The organism is Streptomyces sp. NBC_00490, from assembly GCF_036013645.1.
Taxonomy (GTDB): Bacteria; Actinomycetota; Actinomycetes; order Streptomycetales; family Streptomycetaceae; genus Streptomyces; species Streptomyces canus_F.
This window is the reverse complement of the sequence record NZ_CP107869.1, coordinates 9,217,845-9,232,520: the sequence shown is the minus strand read 5'-3', so window position 1 is coordinate 9,232,520 and position 14,676 is coordinate 9,217,845. Positions and strand designations below refer to the sequence as shown.

Here is a 14,676-nt window from a genome sequence, read left to right as displayed (position 1 = left end):
GATCGCACCGGGCTCCGTGTGCGATGCTCGTCGCGTGACGAGCGAGCCCACCGGCCCAGCGGAGTCCGGCGCCCCCGACACGGTCGCGCTGGCCAGGATCGTCGCCCGCCAGCGTGCCGAGATGGACCGGCTGCGCGACCAGGCGGCGACCTCGGCTGTCGTGGAACGCGCCAAGGGCGCCCTGATGGCACTGACCGGGTGCTCCCCGGACGCCGCCGGCGAGGAGCTGGTGCAGCGCGCGAAGGCGGCACGCCACACGCTGCTGGAGGAGTGCTGGGTCACCCTCGGCGGCCTGGTCCCACCGGACCCGACCGCCGCCTCCGCGGACGCGCCGGGACAGGACGCCGTCGTCCACTCCTTCCAGGACCCGGCGGCCGCCGACGCCCTCGACCTCAGCCGCCTCGGCCGGGCCCTGGTCAGCATCGGCACCCCACAGGATCTCGCCCGCTGCCTGCTCGAGCATCTGATGCCCGGCACGGAGTCCGACGCGGTGATGATCTTCGCCCGGCTGCCCGCCGGGGCGCTCGAACTGGTCGGGCACGCCGGCATCGACGAGACCCTGGCCGCCCAGTGGCGTCAGGTGCCGCCGCTGAGCGGGATCGCCGCGCTCGACGCTCTGCGCACCGGGGAGCCGCGCTGGCTGGAGGACCTCCAGACGGACCGCGAGCGGTACCTGCTCATCGGAGACCCTCCCGAACGCTGGCTCTCCCGTGCCTGGATCCCCGTGGTCACCCAGGACCGGGCCGACATCTGCATCGGGGTCCTTCGCACCCGCGGCGGAGAGTTCACCCCGGCCGTCCGGCAGCATCTGCTCGCCGTCGCGCGGCTGTGCGCCGGCCGGCTGCGCGCGTTCGAACCACGCCGGGGACCGTCCACCGACGCCGCCGTGGACGCCGTACAGACCGTGTTCGACGCGCTGCCGGGCTCGACCATGCTGCTCACCCCGCTGCGTGCCCCGTCCGGTGAGGTCGAGGACTACCGCATCGAGGCCGCGACCGAGGAGACGTTCGACGCCCTCGGCCGTACCGGGCGGGACCTGCTCGGGCTGCGACTGCTGGAGTGCTTCCCCACGCTCGCCGGTGATCCGCTGTGGGAGGGGTGCCGGCACACGCTGGCCACCGGAGAGCCGTACGACGGAGCGCCGTTCGCACAACAGGAGGTCGTGGCGGGCGTCGCGGAGTTGTCCACCTACAGCGTGCGGGTCACCCGGCTGGGCAACGGACTGGCCGTCAGCTGGCTGCGACAGGACTCCTCCGACCGGCAGGAGCAGCGGCTGGCCGACGTCCAGCGGCTGGGGAACCTGGGCTGGGCGAACTGGAACCTGATCACGCACGACGTCAGCTGGTCGTCGCAGGTCTACACCGTGCTCGACCGCGATCCCGCGGCCGGCCCGGTGCGCCTGACCGCACTGCGCGACCTCGCGGTGCCCGAGGACGCACCCGCCCTGACGCAGACCGTCGGCGAACTCATCCACCGGGGCCGGCCGTGCGCCATGCCGTTCCGGATCAGGGCCGCGGACGGGATCCGGCATCTGCGGCTCGTCGCCGAGGCGGTCACCGACGTCCACGGCACACCCGTCGAGGTGCACGGCTTCGTCCAGGACCTGACCGCACAGCGCAGCGCCGAACTGGCCCTCGTCGAGAGCGAGCAGGCGATCGTGACCCAGCACGACGTCCTGCGCGCCGAACGCACGCTGGCCGCCCGGCTCCAGCACGCCCTGCTGCCCCTGCCCACCCGGCCCGTGCAGCCGGCCGGGCTGCAGGTCGAAGTCGCCTATCTGCCCGCCCAGTCCGGGATCCATGTCGGCGGCGACTGGTTCAGCGCCATAGAACTTCCCGACGGCGACGCCCTGTTCGTCGTCGGTGACGTCGCCGGACACGGCATCGACGCCGTCGCCACCATGGCCCAGCTCCGCTTCACCGCCAAGGGCATGGTCATCACGGGTTCTTCGCTGACCGGTGCGCTCACCCGGCTCAACACCCTGCTGCTGCACTCCCGTGACACCCACGGCACGGCCACCATGATCCTGGCCCGCTACACCCCCGACCGGCACCGCCTGGTGTGGGCACAGGCCGGGCATCCGGCGCCGCTCCTGCTGCGCGCCGGCGAGGCCCGCTATCTGGAGCGGCCGGGCGGCATGCTCCTCGGGGCGGGCGCCGCACCGCACTTCCAGGAGGCCGAGTGCGTGCTCGAACCGGGCGACCGGCTGCTGCTGTACACGGACGGTCTGGTCGAGCGGCCCTCGGAGGGCATCGACCGGGGCTTCACGCGGCTCGCCGAGGCCCTGGTGACCCACCAGGGCGACGAGTCCGGCTCCCTGGGGTCGGTGCTGGCGGACCTGCTGGAGAGTGATCGGCGGGACGACGTGTGTGTCGTCGACATCCGGGTGCCGTTGGCCGACCTCTAGCACCGCTTCCCTTTTCACTCGTCGCCGCGATGCCGCCAGTACCACAACGCGCCCACGACGAGGGCCAGCAGGAAGACGGCGGGCAGTACGAGGCCCGGGATGCGGGAGACGCTCATCGGCATGGCTTTCGGCTCGGACGGGTGCGTCCATGGTGAGGCCCGTCGCCGCAGGGTCCCGAGCTCTTTCCCCTTGTTGTTACCCGCCGTTCGAGGGGTCAGCCCGTACGGGACTCCAGTGCGAGCCGGGTGTCATCGCCGTACACGCCGGTCTCGTCGCCCCGGATGCCGTACCAGACCTGGAAGCGGGCCACGGCCTCGGTAAGGACGGCGTCGTAGGTCCCGCTGGTGGAGCCGTTCTCGTAGACGTTCGGAATACGCAGCAGGCGTTGCTGGAGATCGGTCACCTCGGGGCCGCTGGCGCCCTCGCGCAGGGTGCCGGGCCCGTCGGGGTCGGCGGCGGCCGGGGTGGTCGCGGCGGAGGGAGTGGGAGCGGCGGGCGGCGGCGGGGGTGCCGCGGTGGCCTCGCCGCGGCCCGGCAGCAGGAGGGCGCAGCCGAAGCCGATGAGTGCCGCCGCGCTCACGCCGACCGCGATCGCGGCGCGCCGCAGGCCGGGGCCGAAGCCGAAGGGGCGGGCGCCGTCGCGGGCGGGGACGGGCGGCAGTTCCTGTGTCTCGTCCTCGGTGCCGGACAGCCGTCGGGGCATCACCACCGACTCGTAGCGGGTGCTCCCCTGCGGCGGTGGTTCCCTGAAGAGTTCCGCCAGGGCATCGGTGCGACGGGGGCGCAGCACCCGGATCGGTTCCAGGGGCAGGGGGTCCTGCGGCTGGCCGCGCTCGGGGGGTGTCGGCATCTCGCTCTCCTTCCGTCCCGTACCCAGGGGGCGGGTCCGTCCCCTCGCGAAGTGATACGCGGCCACGGCCCGGCGAGTTCAGCGGATTCACCCACTGACAAACGATCGATACGCTCACCTTGGTGTGAGCTATTGAGCGTTTGATCGATGGCGTGCTAGAAACCGCCGTCATGACGACTCGTTGGTCACGCCGCGGCTTCCTGGCCGCAAGCACCGGTACCGCTGTCGCTGTCGGGCTCCCGGCACAGTCGAGCGCAGCCCCCGCGTCCGTCCTCCGGAGCGCGGAGGCCGACGAGTTCACGGCGCTGCGGGCGAGGTGGCGCACCCTGCTCCTCGGTGAGGGGTTCAGTCCCACCGCCGAGCCGTTCCGGAGCCGGCTCACCGAACTGGGCTCCACCGCGGCCCAGTTGCAGTCCTCCATGGCGCCAGCGTCCGGTTCACTGTGGCCGGATCTGGTGTACGCGGATCCGGAACCCGACACCGACCAGGAGTCGTACGGCTACTCGGGCAACATGAACGCGAGCTACAACCGCCTGAGCACGCTCGCGCAGGCGTACCGCCAGCAAGGCACCGGGCTGACCGGCGACACGACGCTGAGGACCGCCGTTCTCACCGGCCTCGACCACCTGCACGCCGAGGTCTACAACGCGGGCCGGCCCCGCTACGGCAACTGGTACAGCTGGCAGATCGGCGCACCGCAGGCCCTGCTCGACGTGTGCGTGCTGATGTACGACCAGCTGTCGGCGGCACAGATCGCCGACTACGTCGCCGCCGTGGACCACTTCGTGCCCGACTCGGCAGTCGCGAGCTACACGGGCACCAGCACCGGGGCCAACCGCGTCGACCTGTGCCGGGTGCTGGCGCTGCGCGGCATCGTCGGCGGTTCGTCCGCGAAGGTCGCGCTGGCCCGCGACGCCCTCTCCCCCGTCTTCCCGTACGTGAGCGGCGGCGACGGTCTCTACACCGACGGCTCGTTCATCCAGCACACGACCGTGCCGTACACCGGCTCGTACGGTTCGGTCATGCTCGGCGGCCTCGGGATGCTGTTCGCGCTGCTCACCGGGTCGAGCTGGGCGGTCACCGACACGAACCGGCAGATCGTGTTCGACGCCGTGGAGAACGCGTGGGCGCCCTTCCTCTACAACGGGCTCGTCATGGACGGGGTGTCCGGCCGGGCGATCAGCCGGGGCCTGTCCGCGACCGACCCGAAGCAGATCCAGCAGGACGATCACCTGCGCGGTCATCCGATCCTCGCGTCGATCGCGCTCCTCGGACAGGGCGCGAGCAGCACGGAGAACGCCCGCTGGCGCGGCCTGGTCAAAGGCTGGATGCAGCGCGACTACTACAGCCCGCCGATGAGCAACCCGTCACTCGGTCTGACGAGCCTGGCCCGGCTCAAGGGCGTCCTGGACGACACGTCCGTCACCGCGCTCGCCGAGCCGACCGGCCACCGCCTGTTCACCAACATGGCGCGGGCCACCCACCGCAGACCCGGCTGGGCCGCGTCGATCAGCATGGCCGACCGGCGCATCACGCACTACGAGACCGGCAACGGCGAGAACCTGCGCGGCTGGCACACCGGTTCCGGAATGCTCTACTGGTGGGGCGACACCTACGCCAACGGGCAGTACAGCGACGCCTTCTGGCCCACCGTCGACCCGTACCGGCTGCCCGGCACGACCGTCTCGCGCCGGGTGCTCGCGGACGCGGCCGGCGGCGACTGGGGCGCCTCCCTGCCGGACGTGAACTGGGTGGGCGGCGCCACGGACGGACAGCGGGCCGCGATCGGCCAGTACCTCAAGGGACTTCAGTCCACGCTCCTGGCGAAGAAGTCGTGGTTCTGTCTGGACGACTCGATCCTGTGTCTCGGCGCCGGCATCAGGTGCGCCGACGGCACGACCGTGGAGTCGACGCTCGAGAACCGCAACCTCGGCCCCGCCGGCGGCCACGCCTTCACCGTCGACGGCATCGTCAAGCCGGTCGCCTATCCGTGGTCCGAGACGCTCAGCGGCGCGACCTGGGCGCACCTCGGCGGCATGGGCGGCTATGTCTTCCCCGGCGGCGCGACCGTCCGGGCACTGCGCGAGGCGCGCGAGGGCACCTGGAGCGCCATAAACAAGGGCGGCTCCACGACGGTCCTCCACCGCAAGTACCTGACGCTGTACGTCGACCACGGCACCGACCCGACGAACGGCACCTACGCCTGTCTCCTCATGCCGGGCGCCACGGCCGCCCAGACGCAGACGCGGGCCGCCGCCACGACCTGGCTCACCGTCCTCGCCAACACCGACGACCAGCAGGGCGTGTCCGTTCCCTCGCTGGGCTTCACCGGCGTCAACTTCTGGTTCGGCGGCACGGCCGGGAGCCTCACCGCCAGCGATCCGTGCTCCGTGATGATCACCGAGCGGAGCGACGGCACCGCGGTGATCTGCGTCAGCGATCCGAAGCGGATGAACACGGGCCTGACCCTCACCTGGAACCGGGCGGTGTCCGCGGTGGTGTCGAAGCCGTCCACGGTGACTTCGGCGACCACGGGATCCGCGCTTCAGCTGGTCTTCGGGGACATGACCGCGCCGGCCGGTGCCACCCAGAGGATCACCGTCAGGCTGGGGTGACCCCTCACGCCGCGAGGAACCGGTGCAGGGACGCCTTCATCGCCGCCACGAAAGCGTCCCTGCCGGCGTCGTCCAGCGCGTCCAGGGACAGATAGGGGTTCAGGTCCTCCAGCTCGACGAGCAGCAGCTCGCCCCCGGGCGCACGGCAGGCGTCGACGCGCTGGATGCCGTGCCCGAGGGCGTTCCAGTCGATGAACCGGCGGGCGAACCCGAGGTCGTCGTCGGTGGGTTCGTACGGTTCCAGCTGCCAGCGCCGGTCAGGGTGCGGCGCGTACAACGCGTACTGGAAGTCGTGGTCGACGAAGTAGAAGGACACCTCGTAGGCGAAGTCGACGCACGGCTGGACCAGGACGCCCTCGCCGACGAGGTCGCGCACACGGTCGCCGGTCACGATCCGCAGACCCATCGAGTCGGCACCGAGCTTCGGCTTGACGACGTACCGGTCCGTCTCCGGCAGCCGGTACAGGTCGTCGACGCTGTCGACCGTGGGGATCACCGGGTAGCCCGCCGCGCTCAGGTCGAGCAGATACTGCTTGCCCGCCATGTCGGCCTTGCCGGACAAGGGGTTGTAGACGCGGGCCCCGGTCGCGGTCGCCCGCTCGCGGAAGGCGTCGTAGGCGTCCTGGTGGGTGAGGACGGGCCCGCTGTTGCGGACCACGACGGCGTCGAAGGCGAACATCAACGCCGCCGCGTCCCGCGGATCGCACAGGGCGAGGTCGAATTCCTCGCGCAGCCGTGAGGTGAGGAATATGTCCTCGTCGCAGTACCGGCGCCCGCGAGCCTCGTAGGCCAGGTCGGTGACGTACAGGATGCGGGGCATGCGGGTCTCCTCGGCGGCTACGGCGAGGGGCGATCGTATGTGGCCCGTATCCGTCGAACAAAATTCCGGGCTGCGGGATCCTGCGAGGTCCGCGCGCTCTACGGGGTCCGTGCGCTCCGCGCGGTCACAGTCCCGCCGTCCACAGTTCCCTGGGGCCTATTCCCTTCAGGTCGGGGAGCACGGTCCGCCGGGGCGCGGGATCGATCGCCGTGTACGAGGGGACGGCGAGCACCCGGCAGCCCGCCGCCTCGGCCGCCCGCACGCCGGTGGGTGAGTCCTCCACCGCGAGGCAGGCCGCCGGGTCGACGCCGAGCGCACGGGCCGCCGCGCGATAGGGATCCGAGGCGGGCTTGGTGCGGGGCGTCTCGCCTTCGGCGACCGTCGTACGGAAACGGTGGGCGCCCAGCACGTCGAGGACCGCGTCCACGACGGGGCGCGAGGAGGCGGAGACCAGGGCCGCGGGGATGCCGGACTCCGCGAGGAGGTCCAGGAGGTCGAGGGCGCCCGGCAGTGGGGTGACGTCCTTCTGGACGGCCGCCAGGAAGCGCGCCTCCAGGTCGGCGGCGAGGGCATGGGGGTCGGCGCCGGTGCGTGTGTGCAGGTGGGCGGCGGTGTCGGCGACCGAGCGGCCCAGGACGTGGGTCACGTCGACGTCGGGTGCGCTCTCGCGGACCGTGCGCAGCCACAGCGACTCGGTGTCGACGAGGGTGCCGTCCATGTCGAGGAGAACGGCATGCGGGCGGGCGGCGAAGGGGCGGCCGTCCAGCGACCAGTGCCGGTCCGGATGACGGCCCACGGAGACCATCGCCTGCGCCGCGACATCCACATGGCGCACGACGGGCGGCGGCGCGCCGATGCCCGGACCGGCCGCGATCAGCCACGCCGTGCGCTCCTCGGCCGTACGGCCGCCGTGGCCGCCCGCGTCGGCATGGCCGTGGTCGGTGACGACGAGGACGGTCCAGCGCTCGCCGGCGTACGAGGGCCGGGAACGCACTGCCGCCAGCAGTCGGCCGAGGCGGGCGTCGGCCTGTCGTATCGAGGTCTCGTACTCCTCGCCGCAGCCCAGGAAGTGCGCCGTCTCGTCGGGTGCGCCGAGGTAGACGAACGACGCCCGCATGTCCTCCTCGGCGAGCACACGCGTGGCCGCCGTGGTGATCTGCTCGTCGCACTCCTCCCAGGCCGGCGGGGTGTCCTCGGCCGGTGCGATGTAGACGGACCGGGACGGGGCCCGGAAGAGCGGGCCGCCGTTGCGGACCTGCATCAGGGGCTGCCAGCCGGCGGCCACGAACGTGCGGCTGCCGTCCTTCTCGGCGAGGCGGGTGGCGAAGTCGGGGAAGACGTCGAGCCGGTGGCCGGTGAAGTTGTTGCTCCACACCCCGTGCTTGGCCACCGACACGCCGGTGACGACGGTCGCCCAGCACGGGCCCGACATGGTCGGGGTCTCCGCGTCCACCTCGACGGCGGCCAGGAAGCCGTCGGCCGCCAGGGCGTCGAGGTGCGGGGTGGGCAGGCGCCGCAGTACGTCGAGGCGTACGCCGTCGATACCGACGACCAGAACACGATCCTGCACGGGATGTCCCTTCGGGTATGGGGCGTTCAGGCCGAGCGCGACAGTTCCTCGGACCCGACCTCGTGGGCGAACGGCAAGCCTTGCGCGTAGCGGGAGACCTCGTCGATGGCCCAGTCGGTCATCCGGTGCAGCTCGTTGCCGAGAGAGCCGGCCATGTGCGGGGTGAGCAGCACGTTGGGCAGCATGAACAGCGGCGAGTCGGCGGGCGGCAGGTCCGGTTCCGTGACGTCGAGGACGGCGTGGACCCGGCCGGTGACCAGGTGCTCGGTGAGGGCGGCGGTGTCGACGAGGGAGCCCCGCGCGGTGTTGATGAGCGTGGCGCCGTCCCTGAGCAGTGCGATGCGGCGGGCGTCGAACATGTGGCGTGTCTCGGGGAGTTGGGGCGCGTGGATGGAGACCACGTCGCTGCGGCGGACGAGTTCGTCGAGGCCGACCGGCTCCACTCCGAAGGCGCGGGCCCGCTGTTCGTCGACGTACGGGTCGTGCAGGAGTACGTCGAGGTCGTGCGGGCGCAGCAGCTCGATGACCCGGCGTCCGATGCGGGAGGCGCCGACGATGCCGACCGTGCGGTGGTAGTTGCCGTGACCGCTGAAGTACGGCAGCAGGTCGGGCCGGGTGCGGGCGGTGGCGTAGCCGCGGGCCACCTCCAGAACGCGCTTGTTCGCGAACAGGATGGCGGCCAGGGTGAATTCGGCCACCGGCAGGGCGTTGGCGGCGGCCGCGGAGGAGACCGCGATGCCGCGTCGCCAGACGGCGTCGGTGACGTGGTGCTTGACCGAGCCGGCCGCGTGCACGACCGCGCGCAGCCGTGGCAGCCGGTGCAGGGCCTCCTCGGTGAGCTCCGGTGCGCCCCAGTGGGTGAAGAGGACCTCGGCCACGGCGAGTTGACGGGCGTCGGCGGTGGTGAGGTCGGTGACGACGGTGGCCGTGTCGACGCGGGCGACGGACGGGAGCCGGTCGAGGCCGCCTTCGGTCAGGAGGCGTTGGTGGATGGTGGCGCCCATGGCGAGCAGGGTGTGCGGGCGGGGCAGGGCGGCCGACGGGTGGACGCTGTTCAGGAGGGTGCCTTCCGGGGCGGGCGGCGTCACTTGACGGCGCCGGCGGTCAGGCCGGAGCGCCAGAAGCGCTGCAGGCAGACGAACGCGACGATCAGCGGGACGACGGCGACGAGGGAGCCCGTGATGACGAGCGAGTAGAACTCGGGCTGCTGCGCGGTGGTGCTGTTCCACATGAACAGACCCAGGTTGACCGGGTAGAGCTTGTCGTCGTTGAGCATGACGAGGGCGCCGAAGAAGTTGTTCCAGCTCGCGGTGAACGAGAACAGGAAGATCGTCATGAAGCCGGGGGCCAGCATGGGTAGGGAGATCCGCGCGAACATGCCCAGTTCACCGGCTCCGTCGACCCGGGCCGCCTCCAGGACCTCGTTCGGTACGTAGCCCTCCGAGAAGACGCGGGCGAGATAGACACCGAAGGGGTTGACGAGGGCGGGCAGGAGCAGCGCCCAGTACGTGTTGACGACGCCCGCCTTCGTGGCGAGGAGGTACATCGGCAGCTGGATGACCGTGGTGGGGACGAGGACGCCGCTCAGCACCAGCCCGAAGAGCTTCTCCTTGCCCTTGAAGTCGTACTTGTCGAAGGCGTAGCCGGTGGCGACGCACAGGAACGTGGAAGCGGCGGAGCCGACCACGGAGTAGAGGATGCTGTTGCCGAACCAGCGCAGGTAGATGCCGTCGTTGAAGGTGAAGAGGCGCTCGAGGTTCGCGAAGAGGTTGAAGTCGCCGAACGCGAAGCCGGAGGTGGCGAAGAGGTCGCGGTGGTTCTTGGTGGCGGCGAACAGCAGCCAGCTGACCGGCATGAGCGTGTAGAACGCGGCGACGAGCAGGATGCCGTTGACGGCGCCCCTGGACAGGAGGGTGCCCGTGGAGGTGCGGCGGCGAGCGTGCGCGGGGGTGCGGGGACCGGCCTCCTGCAGGGTGGCGGGCGCGGTGTCGTGGGTGAGGGTGCTCATGACGTGGCCGCCTTCCACCGGTTGCCGAGCCGGGTGACGAGATAGGAGAGGGCCACGCCGAGCGCGGCGAGCATCAGGGACGCGGCGGCGGCCAGACCGTAGTCGTGCTGTACGAAACCGGCCTTCCAGATGAAGAGGGTGGGCGACCACTCGGTGTCGATGGAGGGTGCGCCCCGCTGGCCCAGCAGTTTCGGCTCGGTGAAGATCTGGATCGCGCCGACGCAGGTGAACAGCACGGTCATGACGACCGCGGAGGCGATCATCGGCACCTTGATCTGAAGGGCGGTGCCGAAGGCGCCGGCTCCGTCCACCACGGCCGCCTCGATCACTTCACGCGGGACGGCCTGGAGGGCGGCGTAGAAGATGACCATGTTGTAGCCCATCCACTGCCACGCACACAGGTTGACCATCGACGCGAGCACATGGTCGTTGCTGTAGAAGTCCCAGGAACCGCCGAGAGCGCCGATCCCGTCGATCACCGGGCTCAGACCCGGGGTGTAGAGATAGATCCAGATGATCGAAGCGATCAGTCCGGGGATGGCGTGCGGCAGGAACAGGGCGAGCTGGAAGAAGCGCTTGGCGCGGGCGAGGGCTGAGTCGACGAGGAGTGCGAGGGCGAGCGAGCCACCGATCATCACCGGGATGTAGAGGGCGCAGTAGAGCGCGATGTGCGCGAAGCCGCTCCGGAACCCGGCGTCGCCCAGGGCGTTGGCGTAGTTGGCCAGGCCGGCGAAGACGCGCTCGGTGCCGCCGAAGCCGAGTCCCGAGGACCGCTCCTGGAACAGGCTCATCCACACCGCGTAGCCGATGGGCGCCGCCATCACCGCGGCGAACAGCACGAAGAACGGAACGATGAAGAGCGCGGCGGTACGACGCTGACTCCGTCGCAGCTTCGAGACGCCCGGCGACCGGACCGGGGGCCGACGCACGGCCGACCGGCTCGCGGTTCGGGCGGAGGAGAGTGCCACGGGGGCTCCTTGACGGCGGGGTGGGTGGGGCTTGGGCGAGGGGGGTGCGGGCGAGAGGCCTGGCGGCCTGGCGGAGCGAGTACGGCCGGTCGGCCGGGGCCGATGGTTCACCGGAGCGGGGCTTGAGGTCGGGGCTTGCGGGCGGCGCCGGTGCTGGAGGGGGCGAGGCCGGGGGGCTGTGGGCCTGTGGGCCTCTGGGCCTGTGGGCCTCTGGGCCTCTGGGCCTCTGGGCCTCTGGGCCTCTGGGCCTCTGGGCCTCTGGGCCTCTGGGCCTCTGGGCCTCTGGGCCTCTGGGCCTCTGGGCGAGGGTGTAGTCGGTGCCGGAGGCGACCGGGTCGGTGGAGGCAGCGCCTGGAACGACCAGGCCGGTGCCGGAGGGTGTTGTCGGTGCAGAGGGTGGCGGGGCCGGTGCAGCCAAGTGCCTGGGGTGACCAGGCCCGTGGCCAGACGGTGCAGTCGATGCCGGAGCCGACCGGGCCGGTGCAGCCAAGTACCTGGAGTGACCGAGCCCGTGGCCGGAGACTGCAGTCGGTACTGAAGCCGACCGGGCCGGTGTAGCCAAGTGCCTTGAATGGCCGGGCCCGTGGCCAGACCGTGTAGTCGATGCCGGAGGCGAACGGGCCGGTGCAGCCAAGTGTCTGGAGTGGCCGGGCCCGTGGCCGGAGACTGCGGTCGGTTCGGAAGACACTCGGGTCGGTTCACTGCCTGGAGTGGCCGGTGGGTGCAGTCGTGCCGTACGGGGCGGGGCTCCTCCGCGGGTTTGGGTACGGCCCCATGCCTGACGGGCGGGCGTTTCGGTCCAAGTGGGTCCGGTCCGGCGCGCGGTGCGTTCGGGGGACTGTCCCGGGCGGGACGCTGCTGACGCGGTCACCGTCGTCCCGGTCCGCTACTTCGCGAGCTTGAGGCCGCGTTCCGTGATGCCGGACTCCGCCTTCTCCTGGCCCGCGTCGACGCCCGCCGTGAAGCCGGACTTGGCGGTGGCGTCCTGGACGGCGGTGTAGACGTCCATCTGGTTCGGGCCCCAGGTCCAGCCGGGCACGATCGTGTCGACCTGCTCGGAGGCGAGCGCGTAGAGGTCCTGGCCGTTCAGGTACGCGGTGTCGAACTTGGCGGCCGCCACCTCACGCATCTCCGGGTTGGCCGGCAGGGCGCTGCTGGGCGATTCCAGGTCGGCGAGACGGGCCTCGACGCCAACCTTGTCCGTGGTGAGCCAGGTGATGAACTCCGCCGCGGCCTCGGCGTGGTCGCTGCCCTTGAGGACACCGTAGGAGGTGCCGCCGTAGTTGCCGCTGGCGGCGGTGCCCCAGTTGGGCATCGGCGCGGCGGCCCACTTGCCGGAGAGGTCGGGCATCGAGGTCTTCATGCCGCCCGCGGACCAGGAGGCGCCGAGGAAGGAGAGGGTCTTGCCGGAGGCGCGGGCCTTGGTCTCCTCGGGGCTCCAGCCGGTGAAGGTCTGGACGAGGTCGTCCTTGACCAGAGCGTCCCAGTAGGCGGCGACCTTCTTGGTGTCGGCGTCGTTCACGCCGGCCTTCCACGCGTCGCCCTCCGTGCCGAACCACTTGCCGCCGGCCTGCCAGGACAGCGCGGCCAGCAGTGCCGGGTCGCTCTTGGGCATGGAGGCCAGGCGGACATTCTTGTCCTCCTTCTTGACCTTCTCCGCGACCCTCCTGAACTCGTCCCAGGTCTTGGGGACTTCGACGCCGTACTTCTCGAAGAGGTCGGTCCGGTAGTAGTAGAGCTGCGGCGCGGCGTCGTAGGGGACGGTCCAGGTCTTGCCGCCGAAGGTCACGAGGCTCTGGATGGACTCCGGGAACTTCGACTTGACCGTTTCACCGGCGTATTCGGTCAGATCGATCAGGTTCCCCTGGCTCGCGAACTCGGGGACCATCTGGTACTCGATCGTCGCCACGTCGGGCGCGTTGCCCGCCTTCACCGCGTTGGCCATCTTGCTGTAGCCCTCGGTGCCGCTCGGTATCTCGGTGAACTTGACCCGGATGTCCTTGTGGGTCCTGTTGAACGCCTCGACGGTCGACTTGGCGCCGAGTGTCCAGGTCCAGTAGTCCAGGGTGACCGGCTTGCCGTCGGACGCGGAGTCGGACGTGTCACCGTCGCCGCCGCAGGCGGTGGCGAACAGACCCAGGGCTGCGACGGCGGCTACGGCTGCGGTGCGGAACGAACGTGAAGTGCGCGTCATGTACGGCTCCTACGAGACCTCGTACGGAAAGAGGCGGTCGGAGGACATCTTTTGTGCGCACACGATCGGAGTCAAGAGCGTTCGCGCAAGACAATCAAAACGATCGCACAACGCTCATCGATCGATCAGTCAGCTTCAACTCGCCGAGGAATCGCCACCGCAAGAGGAGCGGATCCTCAACTCCGGGAGCAGGTCGAGGTGTTGACGCGGACCCGGCTGCTGACCGGCCTTGCGCTCAGCGATCCGCTGGAGCAGCAGCCTGGCGGCCTGCGCCCCCACCTCGCGCATGGGCGGGGCCACCGCGGTGAGCGGAACGTCGGCGAGGCCGGCGACCTCGTCCTCAAAAGCGATGAGCGCCAGATCGTCGGGCACCCGGATCCCGTTTGCCTGGAGCCTGGGCACGAGCACGATCGCGTCCTCGTCGCTGTGCACGAGCGCCGCGGTGACGCCGCGCTTCTTCACCGCGTCGATCAGATAATCGACGCTGGCCTCATAGTCCCCGTGTTCGCGCACGCTGGGAGCACCCTCGTCGACGTCGAGGCCCAGGGACTCCACGGCAGCCTGAAAACCGGCCGCGATCTGCGTGGCGTGCGGGCCCTCCTGCATCACAGCGGTGACCTTGCGGTGGCCGAGCGAGGCAAAATGGCCGACGGCCACGGCAGCGCCGTGCGCACGATCGGTACGCACCCGGTCGAGTCCGGCCGCCGGGTTGCCGGGCGGCGCCGAGCGCTCGACCAGCACCGCGGGCACGTCATGTTCCAGCAGCCACTTCTCCTGACCGTCCGTGGGAACACCGCCGAACCAGCTCGGCGAGACAAGCAGCCCCTCCGCCCCTCCGGAGACCAAGTGCTCGGCTTGCACTGCGTCCTCGGCGTCGACGTACCCGGTCACCCCGAGGACGAGGCGGCCACCTTGGGCGGCGACGGCCTCCCGAGCGGCGCGGACAACATCGACGAATACATAGTTGGTGGTCGGAACGATCATCCCGATCACGACGCCCTCAGCGCTCTCCGCCCGCTCCCGCACCTCGACCGCCCCCTCCCCCGGCCACACCACCGCACCGTGCAGCCGCTGCACCCGGCCCTGCGCCGCCAGCGCCTCCACGTCGCGCCGCAGGGTGACCGCAGAGACCCCGAGTTCGGCGGCGAGTTCGGCGACCCGGAGGCTGCCCCGCTGCCGGACCAGTTCGAGTACCCGTTCGTGGCGCTGGTCGACGTGCAGTCGCATGGAATCCCCCTGGGGCG

The 14,676-nt window shown here is 71.0% G+C and carries 10 protein-coding genes; 2 read left to right on the top strand and 8 right to left on the bottom strand.

The genetic code is table 11. The annotated features are described in order from the left end of the window. Positions 1-34: 34 nt before the first annotated feature. The gene (locus OG381_RS42130) at positions 35-2,407 is read left to right on the top strand and encodes a SpoIIE family protein phosphatase (RefSeq protein ID WP_443061980.1); all 2,373 of its coding nucleotides are present in this window, start codon (positions 35-37) and stop codon (positions 2,405-2,407) included. A 214-nt stretch (positions 2,408-2,621) separates the two neighbouring features. Here the strand turns inward: OG381_RS42130 and OG381_RS42125 are convergent, their stop codons facing one another. After that, positions 2,622-3,257 (bottom strand): peptidoglycan-binding domain-containing protein, encoded by a 636-nt coding sequence (locus tag OG381_RS42125; RefSeq protein ID WP_327721237.1) that lies wholly within the window; start codon positions 3,255-3,257, stop codon positions 2,622-2,624. A 170-nt stretch (positions 3,258-3,427) separates the two neighbouring features. Between OG381_RS42125 and OG381_RS42120 the strand changes: the two genes are divergently transcribed. Continuing rightward, the gene (locus OG381_RS42120; protein ID WP_327721236.1) at positions 3,428-5,872 is read left to right on the top strand and encodes a polysaccharide lyase 8 family protein; all 2,445 of its coding nucleotides are present in this window, start codon (positions 3,428-3,430) and stop codon (positions 5,870-5,872) included. A 4-nt stretch (positions 5,873-5,876) separates the two neighbouring features. On the opposite strand, the gene OG381_RS42115 is transcribed toward OG381_RS42120, so the two are convergent. The 7 genes from OG381_RS42115 to OG381_RS42085 form a co-directional block, all read right to left on the bottom strand. Next, on the bottom strand, positions 5,877-6,692 hold the full coding sequence (locus OG381_RS42115) for a hypothetical protein (RefSeq protein WP_327721235.1): 816 nt from the start codon (positions 6,690-6,692) through the stop codon (positions 5,877-5,879). A 124-nt stretch (positions 6,693-6,816) separates the two neighbouring features. Further along, entirely contained in the window at positions 6,817-8,262 is a 1,446-nt protein-coding gene (locus OG381_RS42110; RefSeq protein ID WP_327721234.1) for an HAD-IA family hydrolase, read from the bottom strand. A gap of 26 nt (positions 8,263-8,288) precedes the next feature. Next, on the bottom strand, positions 8,289-9,266 hold the full coding sequence (locus tag OG381_RS42105; RefSeq protein WP_327722701.1) for a hydroxyacid dehydrogenase: 978 nt from the start codon (positions 9,264-9,266) through the stop codon (positions 8,289-8,291). An 80-nt stretch (positions 9,267-9,346) separates the two neighbouring features. Beyond that, on the bottom strand, positions 9,347-10,270 hold the full coding sequence (locus tag OG381_RS42100; protein ID WP_327721233.1) for a carbohydrate ABC transporter permease: 924 nt from the start codon (positions 10,268-10,270) through the stop codon (positions 9,347-9,349). Further along, positions 10,267-11,091 carry a carbohydrate ABC transporter permease gene (locus tag OG381_RS42095; RefSeq protein ID WP_443062063.1) on the bottom strand — a complete coding sequence of 275 codons (825 nt, stop codon included), beginning with the start codon at positions 11,089-11,091 and terminating at the stop codon, positions 10,267-10,269. Before OG381_RS42095 ends, OG381_RS42100 begins: the two co-directional genes overlap by 4 nt. Positions 11,092-12,124: 1,033 nt before the next feature. Further along, the gene (locus OG381_RS42090) at positions 12,125-13,432 is read right to left on the bottom strand and encodes an ABC transporter substrate-binding protein (RefSeq protein ID WP_327721231.1); all 1,308 of its coding nucleotides are present in this window, start codon (positions 13,430-13,432) and stop codon (positions 12,125-12,127) included. A 135-nt stretch (positions 13,433-13,567) separates the two neighbouring features. Then, positions 13,568-14,659 (bottom strand): substrate-binding domain-containing protein, encoded by a 1,092-nt coding sequence (locus OG381_RS42085; protein WP_327721230.1) that lies wholly within the window; start codon positions 14,657-14,659, stop codon positions 13,568-13,570. Positions 14,660-14,676: the final 17 nt, after the last annotated feature.

Bases quoted from the DNA above. Each gene is read 5' to 3' on its own strand.
- OG381_RS42105 (WP_327722701.1), bottom strand. From the start codon at position 9,266: ATGGGCGCCACCATCCACCAACGCCTCCTGACCGAAGGCGGCCTCGAC.
- OG381_RS42120 (WP_327721236.1), top strand. From the start codon at position 3,428: ATGACGACTCGTTGGTCACGCCGCGGCTTCCTGGCCGCAAGCACCGGT.
- OG381_RS42085 (WP_327721230.1), bottom strand. From the start codon at position 14,659: ATGCGACTGCACGTCGACCAGCGCCACGAACGGGTACTCGAACTGGTC.
- OG381_RS42090 (WP_327721231.1), bottom strand. From the start codon at position 13,432: ATGACGCGCACTTCACGTTCGTTCCGCACCGCAGCCGTAGCCGCCGTC.
- OG381_RS42115 (WP_327721235.1), bottom strand. From the start codon at position 6,692: ATGCCCCGCATCCTGTACGTCACCGACCTGGCCTACGAGGCTCGCGGG.
- OG381_RS42100 (WP_327721233.1), bottom strand. From the start codon at position 10,270: ATGAGCACCCTCACCCACGACACCGCGCCCGCCACCCTGCAGGAGGCC.
- OG381_RS42095 (WP_443062063.1), bottom strand. From the start codon at position 11,091: ATGGCGGCGCCCATCGGCTACGCGGTGTGGATGAGCCTGTTCCAGGAG.
- OG381_RS42125 (WP_327721237.1), bottom strand. From the start codon at position 3,257: ATGCCGACACCCCCCGAGCGCGGCCAGCCGCAGGACCCCCTGCCCCTG.